Genomic DNA, 21,475 nt, shown 5'->3' on the forward strand with positions numbered 1-21,475 from the left:
GGCCTAGCGCGTGAGGTCGTAGAAGAAGACCACGTTGGGATAGGCGGGATTGTCCGTGTACCCCTGGACGTCGGACGACAGCGCGCGCTGGTACGTCTGCACGTACGGCACGGCCACCGCCGCCTCCTCCTGGATGATCTTCCGCTGCAGCTCCTCATAGGAGTCCGCGGCGGCCGAGACGTCCGTCGCGGTCAGCTCGGGCAGCTTGTCGATGGCCGCGTCGATCTCGGCGTTCTTCAGGTAGGACAGGTTGAACTGCGGCTTGTCCGCGCTCTTGAACACGTTGAGGAACCACGAGTAGGCGTCCGGATAGTCCGGATACCAGTACATGACGAAGATGTCCTGGCCGCGCTTCTTGCCGAGGTCCCACTGCGCGCTCCAGTTCATGGGCTTGGCCTGGAGCGTCACGTTGAGCTTCTGCAGCGCCGAGCTGAGCAGCGTGACCAGCAGCTTCTGGTCCTCGTCGCCGATGCCGTAGGTGAGGCTGAGCTCCAGCTCGGGGTTGTCGGGGCCGTACCCGGCCTCGGCCAGCAGCTCCTGCGCCTTGACGAGGTCCTGCTTGGGCTGCATGTTCTCGGCGTGGCCGAGCAGGCCGGGCGGCACCAGGCCGCTCGCCTTGTGCCCGGCGCCCTCCAGCGCCGCCGCCAGGCCGTCGTAGTCGATGGCGAGCTGCAGCGCCTGCCGGATCCTGACGTCCTTCGCCGGGCCCTCGGCGGTGTTGAAGAGCACCAGCAGGTTCTGGAACGACTCCGTCTCCTTCACCTGCACGCCCTGCGTGTCGCGCGCCTGGTCGAACAGCTGCGGGTTGAGCCGCTCCACGAAGTTCACCTCGCCGCGCTGCAGCAGCTGCCAGGCGGTGGTGATCTCGGGCGTGACGCGGAAGGTCACCTTCTTGTACTGCTCAGGCTTCCAGCCGCCCCAGTAGTCCTCGAACGCCTTCAGCGTGAGCTCGTTCTCCTTGCCCTTCTGCCAGGAGTCGATCGTGTACGGGCCCGTCCCGGCGGTCTTCTCGCCGTCGGCGTCCACCGCGTCCACGTCGTAGATCCAGGCCGCGTAGCCGGAGGCGGCGACGAGGTCGAGCGGGGCGGCGTACTTGAGGTCGAAGACGACGGTACTCGCGTCGGGCGTCTCGATCTTCTCGACCGGGTCCCAGATGTAGGCGGCGCCGCCCTTCTTGTCCTTCGTGCGCTCGATGGCCTTCTTGACGGCCTCGGCGTCCATCGTGGCGCCGGAGTGGAACGTGACGCCCTGCCGCAGCGTGAACGTCCACTGCTTGCCGTCGCCCGACGACTTCCACTCGGTGGCGAGGCGCGGCTTTGCCTGCTTGGCCTGCGCGTCGTACCTGGTCAGGCCCTCGTAGATGTTGGACAGCGCGATGATCTCGTTGGAGTAGGAGGTCGCGGGGTCCCAGTCGGTGACCACGTCGTGGTTGGGGGCGTAGACGAACGTGCTGTCGTTGGTCTGCCCGCCCGCCGGGGCGCCCGTGCTCGCGCGGGGCTCTGGGGTGCCGCCGGCGCCGCGTACCTGGCCGCCCGCGCACGCCGACGCGGTCAGAGCCAGGACACCGGCCACCCCGGCGACGAACAGTCGCTTGTGCCAGCGCATGGGGGGATCCTTTCGATATTCACCGGGCGAGGGGTCCGGCTGCTTTGACGTGCACCCGCACGGCGGGCTCGGAGAGATAGCTCAGCGGCACCTCGAGGAGGTCCACGATCTCCACCGTGGAGGGGTCGGCCCCCGCCGCCACAGCCCGCGCCCGCGCCTCCTCTTTAGCGCTTTCGATGGCCTGTGTCCGGCTTTCTCCCGCAGGCAAGATCGTATCGACTCTGCCGCTCGCGAGCGCGATGGCGGCCCCCACCGCGTTGGCCACCTCGGCGTGCTCCGGCCTCATCACCCGGCTCACCCCGGGGATCTCGGCGGGCAGCAGGAACGCGCCGCCGCCCACCGCGACCAGGGGACGGTCGGCGCGGCCGAGCGTCATCCTGTCCACGGCGTCGGCGACCAGCTCGTCGGCGATCGCGACCGCACCCGTCAGCACGTCGTCACCTCGCAGGCGCTCCCGCCAATCGTCGGCGCCCGGCGGCACGCGGCCCGCCGCGACGGCGGCGTCCGTCATCGTCGCCGTCGTCCCGCCGAACACCAGCGCCTCCGTGGCGATCCGGTAGCCCACCGAGTCGGGGCCGAGCCCGCCGGGGCGCACCACGGTGCCGCCGCCGAGCGCGATGGCCAGGATGTCCGGCATGCGGAAGTTGGTGAGCACGCCGCCGATCTCGGTCGCCGCCGCCGACTCCCTCGGGAACCCGCCGACGAGCACCCCCAGGTCGGTGGAGGTCCCGCCGACGTCCACGACGATCGCGTCCGGCACCCCCGACAGGTACGCGGCGCCGCGCAGCGAGTTCGCCGGGCCCGAGCCGATCGTGGAGACCGGCAGGCGGGCGGCCTGCTCCAAGGTCATCAGGGTGCCGTCGTTCTGCGCCAGGTAAGGGCGTGCGCTCAGCCCGCGCTCGGCCAGCGCCGTGACCAGGGCGTCGGTGACGTGGGCGGCGACGCCGTACAGGGCGGCGTTCAGCACGGTCGCGTTCTCGCGTTCGAGCAGGCCGAGCGAGCCGATCTCGTGGCTCACCGACACCGGCAGCCCGTACTCTGCGGCCACCAGCTCCGCCACCCGCCGCTCATGGGCGTCGTCGGCCGGGCTGAACACGCCGGTGACCGCCACCGCGTCCGCCTCGACGCCGTCGAGGAAGCGGCGCACGGCGTCCAGGTCGAGCGGGCCGATCTCGCGGCCGTCCACGTAGTGGCCGCCCGGCACGATCGCCTCGCCGGCCGAGACGACCTTGCGCAGGTCGTCCGGCCAGTCCGACAGCGGCGGCACCGCCGTGGTGGCGGGCGCGCCGAGCCGCAGCACGGCCACCCGGCCGAGCGCGCGGCGCTCCAGGATCGCGTTCGTGGCGTGCGTGGTGCCCAGCATGACCCGCGTGACGTCGGAGCGGTCCTGGACCTGCTCCAGCACGGCGTCCAGCGCGGCGCGCAGGCCGTCGGTCACCTCGGGGGTGGTCGGCCGCTTGGCCTTGGCGAGCACCCGGCCGTCCGCGTCCAGCACCACGGCGTCGGTGTTCGTGCCGCCGACGTCGATCCCGATGCGCAGATCAGCCACGCGCGTTCAGCTCCTCAACGGGGACGTAGTCCAGGTCGTATCCGAAGGCACGCGGGCCGGCCGTCTCCAGGCCCTTGCCCGTACGCCAGAGCGGGTCGCAGGGCCAGGCGAGGACCGTCACGCGCTGGCCGTACCTGAGCGCCTCGGTCTGGATCGCGGCGGCCGTCTCGGTGTCCACGACCGTGATGAGGTCGGGCACCATGGCGCGGGCGCTGCCCTCCTCGATCGCGACGAGGTTCTCGTTCTGCAGCTCCAGGCTCAGGCGGCGGCCGCGGTCGTCGCCGGTGCCCTCGATGACGGCGGTGCCGCGGACGAAGCCGCCCGTCGTACGCCGCTCGACGTCGGTCAGCTTGCCGGTGATCAGCCGGACCGCGCCCAGACGCTCGCGCAGCGCCTCCAGGGGGTCCGACGCGCCCTGCGCGGCCCTGCCGACCTCCAGGGCGCGGGTCACCGTACCCTCGATGACCGCGCCCCTGGCCGTGGCGCCGGTGAGGATGAAGTCGGCCATCAGCGCGTGCGAGCCCACGGCCACGCACACGGCCCGCGCGATGCGCTCCGACCAGAGGCCGTCGAGCGGGCGGATGGTGACCACGTTGCCCGCGACGTCCGACATGATCACGATGTCGGCGGGGACGCCCGCGACGTACATGGAGATCATCTGGACCTCGGGGAACGCGCGTCCCATGCCGTCGGCGTCGAGCAGCGGCAGGCCGAGCTGGGCCGCCCAGGCGACCGGCGCGACGCCGTTGGCGCCGCCGATCTCCGACGACATGATCGCGCTCGGCGGGCGGCCGAAGACCCGCTCGACCTCCTCGGCGATGCGTTTGGGCTCGTCCTCGCCGTGGATCATCTCGTGGCTCACCGTCGGGGCGCCGATGCCGGACAGCGGCACCACGAGGGCGTCGTCCGCCAGGTCGTCCAAGGTGACGAGCGGGACGGGGCCGTGCTCGCGGATGGCGCGCATCGCGGCCAGCGATCCTGAACGGACGTCGCCCCCGCCGCCGGTGCCGAGCACGGCACAGCCACGGGCGAGAGCCTGGATGTCACTCACATCAATCCTCATTGGCGACACAACCAACCACATGGGCGCACATTCCGCCAGTCCAGCACGTTTCGCACGGGTGAAAACGATCCCCATGCACCGATTCCGTTGTCCTGGTATGTGTGGGGGCGAGGGATGGAGGTCCGCATGCGCATTTCGGTGGCCGCCGACAGCAAGGACGGCGTGGCCGAGCGGGTCGTGGCGGAGCTGCGCGGGCGCGGCCACGACGTCGTCACGCACGGCGCGCTCAACGACGACGAGCGCGACGACTGGGCGTGGGCCTGCGAGCTGACCGCGCGCGACGTCGCCGAGGGACGTGCCGAGCAGGGCGTCGTCTGCTGCTGGACCGGCACGGGGGCGTCGATCGCGGCCAACAAGGTGCCGGGGGTGCGGGCGGCGCTGTGCGTGGACGCGTACACGGCCGACGGGGCCCGCAAGTGGAACGACGCGAACGTGCTCGCGCTGAGCCTGCGGCTGACGTCGGACGTGGTGCTCGGCGAGATCCTCGACGCCTGGTTCGCCGGCCGTCCCAGCGACGACCCCGCCGACCAGGCCAACATCACCCACGTCGGCCACATCTGACCGGCCGCGGGCGTCAGGGCCGCCGTCGCGGAGAGGCTCCTCCCCGCATCTCCGGCCGGGAGGACGGCCGGAGACGGTCCTGTCACCACGGACGCCGGGAAATCGTCGGTCCCTGGCCGTAGGGTGCTGGGCATGACCCTCGTCCTGCTCCGCGGCGGGCTGGTGTGGCGGCCCCGCCGGCCGGCCCTCGAGCCCGCCGACCTCCTGGTGCGCGACGGGCGCATCGCGCAGGTGGCGCCGCGCATCGAGGCGCCGCCGCAGGCGCGGGTCGTCGACGTCACGGGGCAGGTGGTGCTGCCCGGCCTGGTCGAAGCCCACTGCCACCTCGACAAGACGCTCTACGGCGGCCCCTGGGTGCCCCACTCGGCCGACGACACGCTCGCCGGCCGCATCGGCAACGACCTCGGCCGCCGCGCCGAGCTGGGCGTCCCGAGCGTGCCGCGCGTCAGGGCGCTGCTGGAGCGCATGATCGCCTTCGGCACCGCCCACGTGCGCACCCACACCGACATCGATCCGCAGGTGGGGCTGCGCGGCGTCGAGGCGGTCCGCGAGGCCGCCGCCGGCCTGCCGATCGACGTGCGCCAGGTCGCCTTCCCCCAGCACGGCGTGCTCACCAACCCCGGCACGGCCGAGCTGCTCGAAGAGGCGCTGAAGAACGGCGTGGAGGCCGTCGGGGGGCTCGACCCCGCAGGCATCGACCGCGACCCTGTGCGCCACCTCGACGTCGTCTTCGGGCTGGCCGGGCGCTACGGCGCCCACCTCGACATCCATCTCCACGACGGCGGCACCTTAGGCGGGTGGGAGCTGGAGCTGATCATCGAGCGCACCCGCGTGCTCGGGCTGGGCGGCCGGGTGGCCGTCAGTCATGCGTACGCGCTGGGGCAGCTCGACGACGCCGCCCAGGGCCGGCTCATCGACGGGCTGGCCGATGCCGGGGTGGCGCTCGTCACCGCGGCGGTCTACAGCTTCCCCGTGCCGCCCGTGAAACGGCTGCGGGCCGCGGGGGTCACGCTCGCGTGCGGGCACGACGGCATCCGCGACCTGTGGGGGCCGTACGGCAGCGGCGACATGCTGGAGCGCGCCATGCATCTCGCCTACCGCAGCACCTTCCGCAGAGACGACGACATCGAGCTGGCTCTTGAGGCCGCCACCACGGGCGGCGCCCGCCTGCTCGGCCTCGGCTCCTACGGCCTGGCCCCCGGCGACCGCGCCGACCTGGTCGTGGTGCCGTGCGGGAGCGCGGCGGAGGCCGTGGTCGTTCACCCTGCGCGCACTCTGGTCATGAAGGACGGCGTCGTCCTGCACAATTGACCGGCGGGACCATCGAAAGGCAGGCAAGTGCTCTCTATTCACCAGCGGATCGCCGCAGAGCTCGGCGTGCGCGACGGCCAGGTGCAGGCGGCCGTCGAGCTGCTCGACGGCGGCGCGACCGTGCCGTTCATCGCGCGATACCGCAAAGAGGCCACCGGCGCTCTCGACGACGCGCAGCTGCGCACGCTGGAGGAGCGGCTGCGCTACCTGCGCGAGCTCGAGGAGCGCAGGACGGCGATCCTGGAGTCCATCGAGTCCCAGGGCAAGCTCGACGACGAGCTGCGCGAGCAGATCATGGCGGCCGAGACCAAGGCCAGGCTCGAGGACATCTACCTGCCCTACAAGCCCAAGCGGCGCACCAAGGCGCAGATCGCCCGCGAGCTGGGGCTCGAGCCGCTGGCCGACAAGCTGCTCGCCGACCCCTCGCTCGACCCCGCCGCCACCGCCGAGGGCTTCGTCACCGAGGGCGTCGCCGACGCGGGCGCGGCGCTCGAAGGCGCGCGGGCCATCCTCATCGAGCGCTTCGCGGAAGACGCCGACCTCATCGGCGGCCTGCGCGAGCAACTGTGGACCCGTGGCCGGCTGGTGTCGAAGGTCCGCGAGGGCAAGGAGGAGGCGGGGGCCAAGTTCGCCGACTACTTCGACTTCGGCGAGCCGTTCCCGAAGCTGCCCTCCCACCGCATCCTCGCCATGTTCAGGGGTGAGAAGGAGGAGATTCTCTCCGTCACGCTCGAGCCCGACGACAGCCCCGACTACGAGATGCGCATCGCCGCCAGGTTCGGCATCTCCGACCAGGGGCGCCCGGCCGACAAGTGGCTCAACGAGACCGTGCGCTGGGCGTGGCGCACCCGCATCCTCGTCCACCTGGGCATCGACCTGCGCATGCGGCTGTGGCAGGCCGCCGAGGACGAAGCGGTCCGGGTCTTCGCCGCCAACCTGCGCGACCTGCTGCTCGCCGCGCCGGCCGGCGCGCGGCCGACCATGGGGCTCGACCCCGGCCTGCGCACCGGCGTCAAGGTCGCGGTCGTCGACGCCACCGGCAAGGTCGTCGACACCGCCACCATCTACCCCCACGAACCCAAGCGGCAGTGGGACCAGTCGCTGGCGGTGCTCGGCGCGCTCGCCCAGCGCCACGGCGTCGAGCTGATCGCCATCGGCAACGGCACGGCCTCCCGCGAGACCGACAAGCTGGCCGGCGAGCTGGTCAAGCACATGCCGGGGCTCACCAAGATCGTGGTGTCCGAGGCCGGCGCGTCCGTCTACTCCGCCTCCCCCTACGCCTCGCAGGAGCTGCCCGAGCTAGACGTGTCGCTGCGTGGCGCCGTCTCCATCGCGCGGCGGCTGCAGGACCCGCTGGCCGAGCTGGTCAAGATCGACCCCAAGTCCATCGGGGTCGGCCAATACCAGCACGACCTCGCCGAGTCCAAGCTGTCCCGCTCGCTCGACGCCGTCGTCGAAGACTGCGTCAACGCGGTCGGCGTCGACGTCAACACCGCCTCGCCTCCGCTGCTCACCCGCGTGTCCGGCATCGGCGCCACGCTCGCCGAGAGCATCGTGCGCCACCGCGACGCCAACGGCCCCTTCCGCACCCGCTCCGCGCTCAAGAGCGTGCCGCGGCTCGGGCCCAAGGCGTTCGAGCAGTGCGCGGGCTTCCTGCGCATCAGGGGCGGCGACGACCCGCTCGACGTCTCCGCCGTGCACCCCGAGTCCTACCCGGTGGTGCGCCGCATCCTGACCTCGGCCAAGACCGACCTCAAGTCGCTGATCGGCAACACGGCGGCGCTGCGCTCGCTCGACCCGCGCGCGTTCACCGACGACACCTTCGGCCTGCCGACCGTCACCGACATCCTGCGCGAGCTGGAAAAGCCCGGCCGCGACCCGCGTCCCGCCTTCAAGACGGCCACCTTCAAGGAGGGCGTCGAAAAGCTGTCCGACCTGACGGCCGGCATGATCCTTGAGGGCGTGGTCACCAACGTGGCGGCGTTCGGTGCGTTCGTCGACGTCGGCGTCCACCAGGACGGCCTCGTCCACGTCTCGGCCATGTCCCGCACGTTCGTCTCCGACCCGCGCGACGTCGTCAAGCCGGGCGACATCGTCCGCGTCAAGGTCCTGGGGGTCGACATCCCCCGCAAGCGCATCTCCCTGACCTTGCGCCTGGAAGACGAGACCACCCAGGAAGGCACCGACGCTCCCCGCCGGGGCACCGGCCGCCAGGGCCCCCGCGACGGATCCCGCGACGGATCCCGCGGCGAAGGCGGACGCGGCGACGGATCTCCCGGCGCCGGCGGACGCGGACGTGGCGACGGCGGACGCGGTGAAGGCGGCCGCGGAGATGGCGGCCGCGGCCAGGGTTCACGTGGCGAGGGCGGCCGTGGCGACGGAGGCCGCGGACAGGGCGGACAGGGCGGACGCGGCCAGGGCGGCAACGGCGGCGGACGCGGACGCGGCGACGGAGGCCGCAGCGGCCAGCGCCGCCAGGATCGCCCGGCCCCGACGGGCGCCATGGCCGAAGCTTTGAGAAAGGCCGGCCTCGGCGGCGACTCCCGCTGACAACCAAACGGCGGTCCCGCCCCAAGCCCACGCTCCGGCCGGGACCGCCACCATGCAGCCCCTGACCAGCCCCAACCCACATCCACGCTGGTGCCCGCACTCAGGCTCGGGATTGGGCTCGGGCTTGTGGCTCGGGCCCGAGCCGAGTTCGCCGCAACGCAGGGTCGGCCCCCACCCACACACACACCCGCACTCAAGCCCGCGATCGCCCCAAGGTAGGGCTTGGCCGGCGAACCGTGGCGGGAAGTTGGGTGAGCCTGAGGTCTCTCGGCTGGTGGCGAACGTGGGGCTGGGCGGGCTGGTGGCAAGGCGCGTGGCGATACGGTCTAAGGGTGAGCAGCACTGCGTTCGATACGGCGATCACCCAGGCTCGCGACCTGCTCAGGTGGCGCTCTCCGTTGCGTACCGAGCTCTGGGCGGCCAGGCTCACGGCCGGGCTGGAGGGGCCGGGGCAGGTGGAGGAGTTTCTGCGGCGGGCGGCCGAGGACGGCGGGATGGAGGCTCGTCTCGCTCTGACCGCTCTCGCCGCGGTCAACCGCCCTACCGACGCCCCTGCCTGGGGTGACGAGGGCGAGGGCACGACTTCGCCTGGCGACGAGGCCGAGGGCTCGGTGTCTTCTGCTGCTGTAAGTGAGGGCTCCGTGGATTCGGCGGGAGGTGCTGAGGGCGCTCCGGACGTGAGTGGGCTGTTCGCGGTGGCTGGGCGTGGGGTGGCCGACACTTTGGCCGGGTGGGTGCGCCGGATGGGGCGGGTTCGGTGCGAGGGCGGCTGGTACGGGAAGGCCGATCCCTACGGCGAGCAGCTGCTGGCGGTGCTGTCGTTCCGGTACGACAACGGCAAGGAGCCGCACATCCTCGTCGTCGGCATCGACCAGCCCAGCGGCGGCCTGGCGGTGGACGCGCTGGTGGAGGAGGTGAAGTTCCTCGACGAGCTGGATCTGCGGCCGACGCCTCCCGAGAGCGTGGCGGCCAGGATGCTGGATGCGTTCGCGCTCACCGACCGCGTCATGGGGGCGCAGGTGGCCGACACCCTGCCGGAGGTGCGGCCGTTCGCGATCACACGGGCTCGCACCGTACTGGAAGGGGCGCGCCTTCGCGCCACCGGATCGGCTGCCGGCCCGCAGCATGACGTGTCCGGCTCCGGAACGGGTCCGACTGCCGAAACGGCCCACAGCACTGAGACGGCGGCACCCGCCGAAACCACCGGCTCGGCTGGAGTGGCGGGAGAGCCTGGGCCTGGGCCGATGCCGGAGGGGTCCGGCGCGCGGGAGGCGTTCGAGGTGTTGATGGAGTTCGTCGGTGAGCGGACGTTGTGGTGGAGTCCGGCGCGGGTGTCGCAGTTCCTGACGCAGTGGCTGCCTCGGGAGGCCATCCTGTCCGACGCGGCGATCGAGGCGATGCCCGAGGTGGTGCGGGCCTGGACGATGCGTCAGGGCGGCCACTCGGCCGTGTTGCGGCAGATCGACCTCGATGCTCCGCGCCTGCCGGCTCTCATGGCGGATGAGTCTCTCGCCTCGCTCAACAAGCGCCTCGCTCTGGCCGCCCGAGAGGGTTAGCCCATCAGCGAACGGTCCTTGCATGACAGGACAGTGTGGGCAGGCAAGAGCCGACAGGACAGTGTGGGCATGCAAAGGCCGACAGGACGGCGTGGGCAGTCAGAAGGCCGGCAGGACGGCGTCGGCTTGGGCAGTCAGAAGGCTGACAGGACGGCGTGGGCGGCTAGAAGGGCTAGAAGGCGTAGCGGATGGTGCAGTAAGGCAGGCGGGCGTTGATGAGGTCGGTGAGGGCTGCGACGTAGCGGCCCTTGTGGCCGGTGCGGTAGCGGACGTTCCAGCCGCCCGTCTGGGAGCGTTTGGGCTGCTGGAGGTCCGGGCGCCACAGCACTTCCTCGGCCTTGGGGTGCCAGCCCAGGTTGACCTCGTGCAGGCGGTCGTTGTGGGTCAAAAAGATGATCTCGGCGGCGAGCTGGGCGCGGGCCTCGGGGCTGAGGGCGTCGTCGAGGTGGGTGAGGAGTTCGGCCCAGTCGTCGAGCCACCCCTCGCGTACGACGACAGGGCTGAAGTTGACGTGCACCTCGTACCCGGCGGCCACGAAGTCGTTGATGGCCTCGATGCGGTCGGCGACGGGCGAGGTGCGGATGTCGAGCAGCTTCGAGTCGGCCGCCGGCATGAGGCTGAACCGCACCCGGGTGCCGCCGCGCGGCTCCCAGGAGAGCAGGTCGCGGTTGACGTACTTGGTGGCGAAGCTGGCCTTGGCGTTGGGCAGCCGCCCGAAGAGGTCCACCAGGTCGCGCACGTTGTCGGAGATGGTGGCGTCGACCGAGCAGTCGGAGTTCTCGCCGATGTCGTAGACCCAGTCGCGCGGATCGACCTGGTCGGGCTCGGGTTTGACGCCCTGCCGCCCGGCGTGGCGCTCGACGTAGCCGAGGATCTTGTCGATGTTGGCGAAGACGGTGATCGGGTTGCTGTAGCCCTTGCGGCGCGGCACGTAGCAGTAGGCGCAGGCCATGGCGCAGCCGTTGGCGGTGGACGGCGCGATGAAGTCCGATGAGCGGCCGTTGGGCCGGGCGGTGAGCGACTTCTTGACGCCGAGCACGAGCGACTCGGTCTTGATGCGCACCCAGCGGCTGACGTTGGTCTCGTCGCCGTACAGCTCGGGGATGCGGTGGTGGCTTTCGACCTCGATCAGCTCGGCCCCGGGGAAGCGGGCGAGGATCTCCTGCCCTCGTGGCAGCTCGGCTGCGGCCGGTTCGAGGTAAATGCGGCGGATATCCAGCAAAGAGTTACTGATCGTGATTGCCATTTCACTTCCAGGTTACCCGGGCTGGTCCACTGGACAGGCGTACGCGGTCCGGGAGGCGAGCTGCCAGGTCACGACGGCGGCGCCGCAGCGGCGGCAGTGCTCGCGCTTGTAGACCCAGCGCTCGTCGGGCGCCGCCGGGTCGCTCACCACCTGCCCCGCGTCGCGCCCCAGGGCCATGTACGTCCGCGCCGCCTCCCACAGCCGCCCGGCCGTGGCGGCGTCGAGGTCGCGGTCCCCGGGATGCAGCCCGGTCAGGAACAGCAGCTCCGCCCGCCACGCGTTGCCGACGCCCGCCCACACCTTCTGGTCGAGCACGGCCGCGCCCACCGGCCCACGGAACGCCCGCAGCCGCCGTACCGCCTCCTCCTCCTGGGCGTCCTCGCGCAGCGGGTCGGGGCCGAGGGAGGTGCGCAGCGCGGCGACGCCGTCCGCGTCGAGCTGCTCGCAGGTAGAGGGGGCGATGAGGTCGTACGCGACGTCGTCCGTGGCCAGCCGCAGCCGGGTGCCCGCCCGGGCCGGGGTGCCGGGGTCGGGGTAGCGCAGGAAGATGCCGCGCATGCCGAGGTGCACGTGGACGGCCGGGGCGCCGTCGAAGTGGTAGAGCAGGTGCTTGCCCAGTGCCTCGACCGACTCCAGCGCCCGCCCGTCGTACGGCCTGGCGTCGAAGCGCCCCTGCGGCCCGGCCGCGCGCACGACCCTCCCGCCCAGGTCGGCGTGCTGTTCGCGGGCGTGGCGGTGGGTCAGATGTCCTTCCGGCATGCCGGAGTGCCTACCCGGATCCCGGTCTCGCCGCGCCGGGCAGGCGGGCGAGCTTACCGGCCGCGCCGGACGAGCGGGCGAGCTGGTCGGCCGCGCTGGACAGGAGCATGTCCAGCGCTGTCGGGTAGGCGCTGTCGTTCATGCGGGCCACCAGCAGGGGTGCGGTGGCGGCGATGTGGGGGTGGGTGGCGGCGGGGAGGCGGGCGTACGTGTCGCGCCAGACCTCCTCGTCGGCCTCGCGGGCGGCCGGGGGCAGGGCCAGGGTGGCGGCGTCGAGGATGGAGAACGCCAGACTTTGGTCAATGAACGCGTGATAAATCCGGACCGCGTCCTCATCCCCGAACCCCGCCTCCCGCAGGATCCCCAGGATCATCTCGTCCCCCGCCACCTCGTTGGGCCGCCCCGTGACCCGCGACGCGGTCAGCAGCGCCGCCTGCGGATGCGCCAGATAGGCGTGGTGGATGCGCAGCCCCAGCTCCCGCAGGTCGCCCCGCCAGTCGCCGGTCGGCTCGAAACGGTTGACGGCGTGCCCGAACAGCTCGTCCGCGATCGCCAGCACCAGGTCGTCCATGCCGCGGAAGTACCGATAAATGGTGCTCGCGTCGGCGCCGAGCGCCAGCCCGAGCCGGCGCGCGGTGAGCCCGGCGGCCCCGTGCTCGTGCAGCATGCGCAGCGCGGTCTCGACGATGAGGCCGTGCGTGAGCACCTGCCCCTGTTTGGTGGGACGCCGCCGCCGGCGCGCCGTCTCGGGCACCACCCGCTTCGCCATCCAGGTCTCCCTCCTTATGCCAACGCCATTGACGTTGTTCAGCGTACGGGCGTTGGATGAGCGGACACACCCCCAAAAAGCTGTTAAAAGGGGATCTTTCGTCATGCGTATCCTTCTCGTGGGAGCAGGCGGTGTGGGCACCGCCATCACCCGGATCGCCGCCCGCCGCCCGTTCTTCGACCACATGGTGGTCGCCGACTACGACCTCCCCCGCGCCAAGGCCGCCGTCGCCGCCCTCGGCGACGCGGCGAAGAGGTTCACCCCGGCCAGGATCGACGCCGCCGACGCGGAAGCGGTCACCGACCTGCTCGCCGAGCACCGCTGCGACGTGCTGCTCAACGCCACCGACCCGCGTTTCGTGCTGCCGCTGTTCGACGCCGCGCTCGCCGCGAACGCCGATTACCTCGACATGGCGATGTCGATGTCCAGGCCGCACCCAGAGCGCCCGTACGAGGAGGTCGGTGTCAAGCTGGGCGACGAGCAGTTCGCCAGGGCGAGCGCGTGGACCGAGCGCGGCAGGCTGGCCCTGGTGGGCATGGGGGTGGAGCCGGGCCTGGCCGACGTCTTCGCCCGCCACGCCGCCGACGAGCTGTTCGACGAGATCGAGGAGATCGGCATCAGGGACGGCGGCAACCTGACCGTCGAGGGCTACGAGTTCGCGCCCTCGTTCTCGATCTGGACCACGATCGAGGAGTGCCTCAACCCGCCGCTGATCTACGAGAAGGACCGCGGCTGGTACACCACCGAGCCGTTCAGCGAGCCCGAGGTCTTCGACTTCCCCGGCGGGATCGGCCCCGTGGAGTGCGTGAACGTCGAGCACGAGGAGGTCGTGCTGGTGCCGCGGTGGATCCCGGCGCGGCGGGTGACGTTCAAGTACGGCCTGGGCGAGGAGTTCATCGGCGCGCTGAAGACGCTGCACGCGATCGGCGTGGACCGCACGGACCCGGTCGAGGTGCGCACCGGGGACGGCACGGTCGAGGTGTCGCCGCGCGACGTGGTGGCCGCCGTGCTGCCCGACCCGGCCGGGCTGGGCGAGCGCATGCACGGCAAGACGTGCGCGGGCACGTGGGTCAAGGGCGTCAAGGACGGGCGGCCGCGCGAGGTGTACCTGTATCACGTGGTGGACAACCAGTGGACGATGCGCGAGTACGGCAGCCAGGCCGTCGTCTGGCAGACCGCGGTCAACCCGGTGATCGCCCTGGAACTGCTGGCCGAGGGGGTCTGGAAGGGCACGGGGGTGCTGGGGCCCGAGGCGTTCGAGCCGCGCCCGTTCCTGGATCTGCTGGTCGCGTACGGCTCGCCGTGGGGCATGCGCGAGCAGTGAGGGGGCCGGGCGACGGCACGGAAACGGGACGTTGGATCATAAAGGGGCCTCGACCCGTACCTGGGAGGAAGACCCCTTGAGCATCGCCGACGACCCCGACCGCGCACCGGCCCGCTCCCACCTGTACGCCATGGGCCTGTCGGAGGAGGAGATGCGCCGCCCCGTGGTGGGCATCGCCTCCACCTGGACCGGCACCATGCCCTGCAACCTCAACCACCGCGACCTGGCCGAACACGTGGCGGAGGGGGTGCGCGCGGCGGGCGGCCTGCCGATGGAGTTCAACACGATCGCCGTCTCCGACAATCTCACCATGCACACGCCCGGCATGCGCACGTCGCTGATCAGCCGCGAGGTGATCGCCGACTCGATCGAGCTGATGGGGCGGGCCCACCAGTTCGACGCGCTGGTGGCCATCGTGGGCTGCGACAAGACCGTACCGGCCGCCATCATGGCGCTGGCCAGGCTGGACGTGCCGTCGGTCGTCCTCTACAGCGGCAGCATGATGCCGGGCCGCTGGCGGGGACGTGACGTGACGATCCAGGACATGTGGGAGGCGCTCGGCGAGCGCGAGGTGGGCCGCCTCGACCAGGCCGACCTGGACGACCTGGCCAGGCACGCCTGCCCCGGCGCGGGCACCTGCGCCGCCCAGTACACCGCCAACACCATGGGCGCGGTCGCCGACTTCCTGGGCCTCGCGCCGTTCGGGATCGGCGACATCCCGGCGGTGGCGGAGGAGAAGAACGCTGCGGCCCGCCGCATCGGCGAGATCGCCATGGACGCGCTCGCCCGCGACGCCCGCCCCTCGCGGGTGCTCACCGCCGACGCGCTGCACAACGCGATCGTCTCGGTGGCGGCCATGGGCGGCTCCACGAACGCGGTGCTGCACCTGCTGGCGATCGCCCGCGAGGCGGGGCTGCCGCTGGAGATCGACCGCATCGGCGAGGTCTGCCGCGAGGTGCCGATCATCACCGGGCTCAAGCCGAGCGGCGGCGACGCGACCGCGCTCGACCTGTGGCGGGCCGGCGGCACGTCGCTGGTGGTGCGCCGGCTGCTGGAGGCGGGGCTGCTGCGCGAGAACGTCACGCTGGTGGACGGCCGCACGCTGCCCGAGGTGGCCGAGGCCGCGGTGGAGACGCCGGGCCAGCGGGTGGTGGCGAGCGCGGACCAGCCGTTCAAGAAGCGCGGCGCGCTGGCCATCCTGCGCGGCTCGCTGGCGCCCGACGGGGCGGTGCTCAAGCTGGGCGGCAAGGACGACTTCCGGCACGAGGGCCCGGCGAAGGTGTTCGACTCGGAGAACGACTGCTACGTCGCGATCCAGGAGGGCCGCATCGTGCCGGGCGACGTCATCGTGGTCAGGTACGAGGGCCCGGCGGGCGGCCCCGGCATGCGCGAGATGCTGTCGATCACCGGGCCGCTGGTCGGCCGGGGGCTCGGCACCTCGGTGGCGCTGGTGACCGACGGCCGGTTCAGCGGCGTCTCGCACGGCCTGGTGATCGGGCACGTGGCGCCTGAGGCGTACCACGGTGGGCCGATCGCGCTGGTGCAGGACGGCGACCCGGTGGTGATCGACAGCGCGGCCGGCACGCTCGACGTGCTGGTGCCGGAGGACGAGCTGGCTCTGCGCAGGGCGGCGTGGCGGCGGCCTGAGCGGGAGGTCGAGCGCGGCGTCCTGACCAAGTACGTCGCCTCCGTCCGCTCCGCCTCGGACGGCGCGGTCACCGCCTGAACCAGGAGGGTGGGGGCACGCCCCGGGGACCGGGCAGCCGCCCGGGACGGCTATGCTGCGCAGTGACGTTTCGCGTGCCCTCACCTGAATGGAGACCTGCCCGATGATGAAGGAGTTCGCCGCCGAGGTCGTGATGTGGCTCGTCCCGGTCGTGGTGCTGATCGGGGTGGCACTCCTCGTCACCGCCTGAACCCCCGGCGAGTCCCCTCAGTAGATCCAGGCAGGCCCAGGAGAGCTTCACGACGCCCAGGCCAGCAGCGGCCCTCCTTGTCTGAGCCGCTTCAGCGCCTGTTTCTCCAGCTGCCTGATGCGTTCCCTGGTCAGGCCCAGATGCGCGGCGATCGCGGTGTAGCTCTGGGCCTGCTCGCCGCTCAGCCCATACCTCAGATTGATCACGAACGCCTCGCGCGGCGGCAGCGACGTGACCATCTGGCGCAGCTCGGCGCTGAGCGCGCGGCGCTCGGCCAGCTCCTGCACCTCGAGCCCGTCCTCGTCGGCGATCATGTCGCCGATCCTGCTCTCGCCGTGCTCGCCGACGGGCAGGTCGAGGCTCACGGTCTCCTGGCCCAGCCGGCGTAACGTGGCCACCTGCGCGGGCGTGCGTTCCGCCGCCGCGCTCAGCTCGGCGTCCGTCGGCTCCCTGCCCAGCTCGGTGGCCAGGCGCCGCTCGACGCGCAGCAGCCGCGACAGCTCCTCGGCGACGTGGGCCGGCAGGCGTACGGTGCGGCTCTTGTCGTGGATGCCGCGCTCGATGGCCTGCTTGATCCACCACATCCCGTACGTCGAGAACTTGAAGCCCCGCCGGTAGTCGAACTTCTCCACCGCCCTGATCAGCCCCAGGTTGCCCTCCTGGATGAGGTCGAGCAGCGGCAGCCCCCGGTAGGAGTGGCGTCTGGCGACCGCCACCACCAGCCGCAGGTTCGCCCCGATCAGCTTCTCCTTGGCGCGCCGCCCGTCAAGGACGATGTGTTCGAGCTCGGGCGTGCCCGCGCCGCGCTCGATGAGATGGCCCGCGTACAGGCCGGCCTCGATCCGCCGGGCGAGGTCGACCTCGTCGTCAGCGGAGAGTAAGGGGGTCCTGCCGATCTGCTCCAAGTACGTGCCGAGCAGGTCGGGCTCTTCTGCCGCCATGTACGGGCACTACCCGGTAAACGGCGGCGAATTCCCTGCTTCGTTGAGTTCGGCGATGGCCAGCTCGGCCGTGCTGCGGATGTCGAAGAACTTGTCGAGCGCGGTGATCGCGAACAGGTGCTTGCACCGGCCGTTGAGCCCGGACAGCAGCAGCCGCCCGCCGGAGGCGGTGACCGCTTTGTGGAGGTAGACCAGCACCGACAGGCCGGAGGAGTCGCAGACGCTCACGGCCTGCATGTCGATGACGAGCAGCGGCGGCTGGGTGAGATCGAGGGCCTTGGTCACGCGGTCTCGGACCTCGGCGGCGGAGCCGAAGTCGAAGTCCCCCGTCAACCGTGCGATGACGCAGGGTCCTTGGAGTCCGAGGCTTATCGACAAGGCCTGCTCCGAAGTCACCCAGTTCCACCTACCCGCGTCGCTCTCCCGATCCAACCACTCTATGAGAAGTAGCGCTTCGGGTTGAACACCAGCATCTGCTCAATCTGGTCGTCGGTCACACCCGAGTCCTGCAGTGCGGCCAAGACATCGTCGTGAATGTGATCGTAGCGCCAGTTGGGCGCGACCGCGTCGCGGGTCTCGTCCCAGGGCCCGCCGAAGTAGTCCATGAAGCAGGCCGTGTCGTGGCTGAGGACCATGCGGTCGGCGTAGCCGCGGGCGGCGAGCGCGGCGACCGTGGCCACCCGCTGCGGGGTCGGGTTGTAGAGGTCGAGGCCGAAACGGTCCATGCCGAGGACGGCGCCGGTGTCGGCGAGGCGCATGAGGTAGTCGAGGTCGTTGCTGTCGCCGGCGTGCCCGATGACCACCTTGGTCAGGTCGACGCCCTCCTTGCCGAACAGGTCGAGCGCGAGCAGCCCGCTCTGGGTGAAGGAGTTGGTGTGCACGGTGATCGGCGCGCCCGTGCGCAGGTGGGCCTGGGCCACGGCCTTGCAGATGCGCTCGACGCCGGGCGTGAGCCCCTTGGCCTCGACCACGCACTTGAGGAAGGCCGCCTTGATGCCGGTGCCGGCGATGCCCTCGGTCAGGTCGCGCACGAAGTCGTCGATCATGGGGTCGGGGCAGTCGATGAGCAGGCCGGGGCCGCGGTGCTCGTACTGGTGGGGCACCTCGTCGTAGGAGTAGAGGCCGGTGGCGGCGATGATGTTCAGCTCGGGCACCTGGTCGGCGACGCGCTTGACGCGCGGGATGTAGCGGCCGAGCCCCCACACGGTCGGGTCGACGATCGTCCGCACGCCCTTGGCCGCCACCGCGCGCAGCTTGCTGACCGCGTCCGCCACCCTGGTCTCCTCGTCCCACCAGGCGCCCGCGCCGTAGTTGTCCACGTGCTCGGTGGCGAGCACGAAAACGTGGTCGTGCATCAAGGTCTGACCCATCGTGTTGACATCGACGGGGCCGCGAAGGGTTTCGACAGTGGGCATGCGCGCCTCCATACCAGGTGGTCGGTTGCGCGCAAACCTAAGGCGGACAGTCAAGATCGTCAAACGCCGCTGCGCGGGAACAACGGGCGTGGTTTCGCCAGCCGTTCACCGCCGACCGCCGCGGCCACGCGGCGGGCCGCCGTCGGCAGGAAAGGCTCCAGCTGATCGGCCAGCTCCCTGCACGCTCCGACCAGCCGGCCCAGCGACACCTCCTGCCGGGCGCGCGGCTGCGCCCACGGCCTGGCGCTCTCGACGTACCGGTTGGCCTCCTCGACGATGCGCCACACCTCGATCGCCGCCCGGCGGAAGTCGAAGTCCGCGAGCGCCGCGTCCACCGAGACCTCGGCCAGCGGTTCGTCCTGCGGCGGTACGTGGCCGTCGAGGAAGCGGTGCACCATGGTCGCGACCCGGCTGACCAGGTTGCCGAGGCCGTTGGCGAGGTCCTCGTCGGCCCTGGCGCGCAGCCGTTCCTCGGTGAAGTCCACGTCGCCCACGCGCGGCACCTCGCGCAGCAGCCACCACCGCACCGCGTCCACTCCGTACACCGCCACCAGCTCCGCCGGATCGGCCGTCCCGCCCGCCGACTTGCTGATCTTGCGACCGCCCGCCGTGATGTAGTCGTGCACGAAGACGGCGGTGGGCAGCGGCCGCCCGGCCGACAGCAGCATGGCCGGCCAGTGGACCGCGTGGAACCGGATCACGCCCTTGCCCACGATGTGCACCTTGTCCTGCTCGCGCACCCACCACCGCTCGTACGCGCCGGGCTCGTCCAGCGCCGTGACGTAGTTGGCCAGCGCGTCCCACCACACGTAGATCACCTGGTCGGGGTCGCCCGGCACGGGGATGCCCCAGCCGCGGGCGCGGGCTGCCGAGCGGGAGACGCTGATGTCGGACAGCCCGGCCGCTACGAACGCCAGCACCTCGTTGCGCCGGGCCGCCGGCTCGACGCGCAGCCGCCCGCTGCCGATGAGGTCGAGCAGCGCGTCCTGGTAGCGGGAGAGCCGGAAGAACCAGTTCTGCTCCGAGACCGTCTGCAGCGGCCCAGGGTGTCCGTCGGGGCAGGGGCCCTCCTGGTAGAACTGCTCGCAGCCCACGCAGTAGAGCCCCTCGTAGTGGCGCCGGTAGAGGTCGTGCGCGATCTCCTTCCAGATCCGCTCGACGCCGGCGCGGTGCGCGGGGTGCGAGCTGGTCCTGATGAAGGCGTCGAACGACACGTCGAGCGGCCCGCGCAGCGCCTCGAACGCGGCGGCGTTGCGGTCGACCAGCTCGCGCACCGGCACGCCCGCCGCCTCCGCGGCCAGCACGTTCTTCAGCGAGTTGTCGTCGCTGCCGGTCTGGAACCGTACGGGCGCGCCGCGCCGCCTGTGGTGCCTGGCCAGAACGTCGGCCTGGACCAGCTCCAAGGCGTGGCCGAGGTGCGGCCTGGCGTTGACGTAGGGGATGGTGGTCGTGACGTACATCGGATGCCTCCCGAAGGGGCCCCGGACACGAAGAGAGGCCCCGGCTAGCAGGGCCTCAACGTGGACGTGCCGGTGAAACCCCCTAGGGGGCCATCATTCGGCGGCACGTCGCGATCATGCCGACACTATACGTCGTTTCACCCGTCCTTGCGGGGGCCAGGGACGACCAGCACGGGCCGGTGCGCGTGGTGCAGCACCCGGTCGGACGTGCTGCCCAGCAGCAGCGAGCGCACCCCGCCCAGCCCTCTGGTGCCGGTCACGATGAGCGAGGCGTCCAGTTCCTCCGCCACGTCCACGATGGTCGACCAGACGGCCACGGAGTCCACGTCGCAGCGCGGGGTGGCGTCCAGCCCCGCTTCCCTGGCCAGCTCGGCGCCCTGCATGGCCAGCTCGCTCATCGCCTGCCCGATCGCCTCGTCCTCGGCGCCCGCCTGGTCGATCGTCACCATGAGCCCGGCCGACGCGCGGGCCGAGGTCATCGCCAGCCGCTCCCACACGGTCAGCACCACGGCGTGCTCCCCCGGGAACATCCGGCCCGCGAACTCGATGGCGGCCTTGGCGTCGTCGGACCCGTCGTACGCGATCAGAATCGTCATCTCCTCCCTCTTCCCAGAGTGCGGCTTTCACGCCTGACAATGTGATCTAGGCGAGGGCCGGCACGCGGCGCACGGACGTCCGCAGCATCGCCAGACCGGCCAGCGCCAGCACGCCCAGCTCGGTGACGACCACCACGCGCTGGGTCAGCCCGGCGGGGATGTCGTCGTTGGACAGCGGGATGCCGAACATGCGCACCACGTACGGGACCACGACCAGCAGCAGCGCGCCGACGGCGACCACGCTGAGCACGCGCAGCGCCTTCGCGTAGCGGACCCGCGCCTTGGCCAGCAGCAGCCCGGCGAGCGGCATCATGACGAAAGCGGCGAACGCGGCATACCGGTGGATGCCCCCCGACATCGACAGCGGCAGCCCCGGCCGGTCGGTCGGGAACGCGCCCACCAGGAACATGCTCGCGCCCCAGCCCAGCAGCAGCAGGACGACCCAGCGGTTCGCACCGGCCCGGCGCAGCGCCTCCGCGATCAGCGCGGAGCCCACGGCGAACAGGGTCAGCGCGGCGGGCAGCAGCCAGCCGGCCGACTGCCAGACGTACTCACTGATCACGGCGTGCATGGGGTCCAGGTTCGAGGCGGCGTGCAGCGTGAGCATCGCGCCGCTGCCGGCGCCGATGGCCGCGAATCCACTGACGAGCAATCCCTTCATGCCTTCAAAGCTCGTGGAAAGCGGCTTTTCCGAACATCGGAGATCGGCCCGAACTCGCCCTGAAGGATCCCCTAATACCTTGGGTTGACCTGCCCCTAGCCGTGGCCGTTGAGCTGGCGTTTCATGACCCTGGGTAGGGCCGGCCCCCTCAGGGTGCGGGTGGGCGTCCCCACGCCCGGGCGGGGGTCAGGAG

The 21,475-nt window shown here is 71.5% G+C and carries 18 protein-coding genes; 6 read left to right on the forward strand and 12 right to left on the reverse strand.

The window, feature by feature from the left end; all coding sequences use genetic code 11:
* Nucleotides 1-3 precede the first annotated feature (3 nt).
* The 3 genes from AB0K12_RS17265 to AB0K12_RS17275 are packed head-to-tail and all read right to left on the reverse strand — an operon-like array spanning nt 4 to nt 4,205.
* Nucleotides 4-1,605, reverse strand: coding sequence for an ABC transporter substrate-binding protein (locus AB0K12_RS17265; protein WP_364561526.1), 1,602 nt, complete (start codon nt 1,603-1,605; stop codon nt 4-6).
* Nucleotides 1,606-1,624: 19 nt separating this feature from the next.
* Nucleotides 1,625-3,154: a hydantoinase/oxoprolinase family protein gene (locus AB0K12_RS17270; RefSeq protein WP_364561528.1), complete on the reverse strand. Its 1,530-nt coding sequence runs from the start codon at nt 3,152-3,154 to the stop codon at nt 1,625-1,627.
* Nucleotides 3,147-4,205, reverse strand: a complete 1,059-nt coding sequence (locus tag AB0K12_RS17275) for a DUF917 domain-containing protein (protein WP_364561531.1) — start codon at nt 4,203-4,205, stop codon at nt 3,147-3,149. Before AB0K12_RS17275 ends, AB0K12_RS17270 begins: the two co-directional genes overlap by 8 nt.
* A 138-nt stretch (nt 4,206-4,343) precedes the next feature.
* On the opposite strand from AB0K12_RS17275, the gene AB0K12_RS17280 reads away from it, so the two are divergent.
* From AB0K12_RS17280 to AB0K12_RS17295, 4 genes are all read left to right on the forward strand, one after another.
* Nucleotides 4,344-4,778: an RpiB/LacA/LacB family sugar-phosphate isomerase gene (locus tag AB0K12_RS17280; protein ID WP_364561533.1), complete on the forward strand. Its 435-nt coding sequence runs from the start codon at nt 4,344-4,346 to the stop codon at nt 4,776-4,778.
* Between the two features lie 132 nt (nt 4,779-4,910).
* Nucleotides 4,911-6,089, forward strand: a complete 1,179-nt coding sequence (locus AB0K12_RS17285) for an amidohydrolase (RefSeq protein WP_364561536.1) — start codon at nt 4,911-4,913, stop codon at nt 6,087-6,089.
* A gap of 27 nt (nt 6,090-6,116) precedes the next feature.
* Nucleotides 6,117-8,639 carry a Tex family protein gene (locus AB0K12_RS17290; RefSeq protein WP_364561539.1) on the forward strand — a complete coding sequence of 841 codons (2,523 nt, stop codon included), beginning with the start codon at nt 6,117-6,119 and terminating at the stop codon, nt 8,637-8,639.
* 332 nt (nt 8,640-8,971) lie between these two features.
* A complete protein-coding gene (locus tag AB0K12_RS17295; protein WP_364561542.1) occupies nt 8,972-10,195 on the forward strand; it encodes a hypothetical protein in 1,224 nt (407 codons plus the stop codon).
* Nucleotides 10,196-10,367: 172 nt separating this feature from the next.
* On the opposite strand, the gene AB0K12_RS17300 is transcribed toward AB0K12_RS17295, so the two are convergent.
* From AB0K12_RS17300 to AB0K12_RS17310, 3 genes are read right to left on the reverse strand one after another with little or no spacing between them, the layout of a single operon-like run.
* Nucleotides 10,368-11,417: a spore photoproduct lyase family protein gene (locus AB0K12_RS17300; protein WP_364561545.1), complete on the reverse strand. Its 1,050-nt coding sequence runs from the start codon at nt 11,415-11,417 to the stop codon at nt 10,368-10,370.
* A gap of 36 nt (nt 11,418-11,453) precedes the next feature.
* Entirely contained in the window at nt 11,454-12,200 is a 747-nt protein-coding gene (locus AB0K12_RS17305) for a DNA-formamidopyrimidine glycosylase family protein (protein ID WP_364561548.1), read from the reverse strand.
* Between the two features lie 10 nt (nt 12,201-12,210).
* Nucleotides 12,211-12,969 (reverse strand): TetR/AcrR family transcriptional regulator, encoded by a 759-nt coding sequence (locus tag AB0K12_RS17310; RefSeq protein WP_364561551.1) that lies wholly within the window; start codon nt 12,967-12,969, stop codon nt 12,211-12,213.
* Nucleotides 12,970-13,072: 103 nt separating this feature from the next.
* On the opposite strand from AB0K12_RS17310, the gene AB0K12_RS17315 reads away from it, so the two are divergent.
* Complete coding sequence (locus AB0K12_RS17315; RefSeq protein ID WP_364561554.1) at nt 13,073-14,293, forward strand: saccharopine dehydrogenase C-terminal domain-containing protein; 1,221 nt, start codon at nt 13,073-13,075, stop codon at nt 14,291-14,293.
* Between the two features lie 76 nt (nt 14,294-14,369).
* Entirely contained in the window at nt 14,370-16,019 is a 1,650-nt protein-coding gene (gene ilvD / locus AB0K12_RS17320) for a dihydroxy-acid dehydratase (RefSeq protein WP_364561556.1), read from the forward strand.
* A 237-nt stretch (nt 16,020-16,256) separates the two neighbouring features.
* Here the strand turns inward: ilvD and AB0K12_RS17325 are convergent, their stop codons facing one another.
* The 6 genes from AB0K12_RS17325 to AB0K12_RS17350 all read right to left on the reverse strand — a co-directional run bounded on the left by AB0K12_RS17325 (nt 16,257) and on the right by AB0K12_RS17350 (nt 21,282).
* Nucleotides 16,257-17,150 (reverse strand): sigma-70 family RNA polymerase sigma factor, encoded by an 894-nt coding sequence (locus tag AB0K12_RS17325; RefSeq protein WP_364561559.1) that lies wholly within the window; start codon nt 17,148-17,150, stop codon nt 16,257-16,259.
* Between the two features lie 9 nt (nt 17,151-17,159).
* Nucleotides 17,160-17,546 carry an STAS domain-containing protein gene (locus AB0K12_RS17330; protein ID WP_169789150.1) on the reverse strand — a complete coding sequence of 129 codons (387 nt, stop codon included), beginning with the start codon at nt 17,544-17,546 and terminating at the stop codon, nt 17,160-17,162.
* A gap of 41 nt (nt 17,547-17,587) precedes the next feature.
* Complete coding sequence (locus AB0K12_RS17335) at nt 17,588-18,565, reverse strand: phosphotriesterase-related protein (protein ID WP_364561563.1); 978 nt, start codon at nt 18,563-18,565, stop codon at nt 17,588-17,590.
* A gap of 59 nt (nt 18,566-18,624) precedes the next feature.
* Nucleotides 18,625-20,025: a methionine--tRNA ligase gene (locus AB0K12_RS17340; RefSeq protein ID WP_364561566.1), complete on the reverse strand. Its 1,401-nt coding sequence runs from the start codon at nt 20,023-20,025 to the stop codon at nt 18,625-18,627.
* A 137-nt stretch (nt 20,026-20,162) separates the two neighbouring features.
* Nucleotides 20,163-20,621 carry a universal stress protein gene (locus AB0K12_RS17345; RefSeq protein WP_345388735.1) on the reverse strand — a complete coding sequence of 153 codons (459 nt, stop codon included), beginning with the start codon at nt 20,619-20,621 and terminating at the stop codon, nt 20,163-20,165.
* A gap of 46 nt (nt 20,622-20,667) precedes the next feature.
* The gene (locus tag AB0K12_RS17350) at nt 20,668-21,282 is read right to left on the reverse strand and encodes a DUF998 domain-containing protein (protein WP_364561570.1); all 615 of its coding nucleotides are present in this window, start codon (nt 21,280-21,282) and stop codon (nt 20,668-20,670) included.
* Nucleotides 21,283-21,475: the final 193 nt, after the last annotated feature.

This window comes from Nonomuraea sp. NPDC049419, from assembly GCF_040676995.1.
GTDB classification, from domain to species: Bacteria; Actinomycetota; Actinomycetes; order Streptosporangiales; family Streptosporangiaceae; genus Nonomuraea; species Nonomuraea salmonea.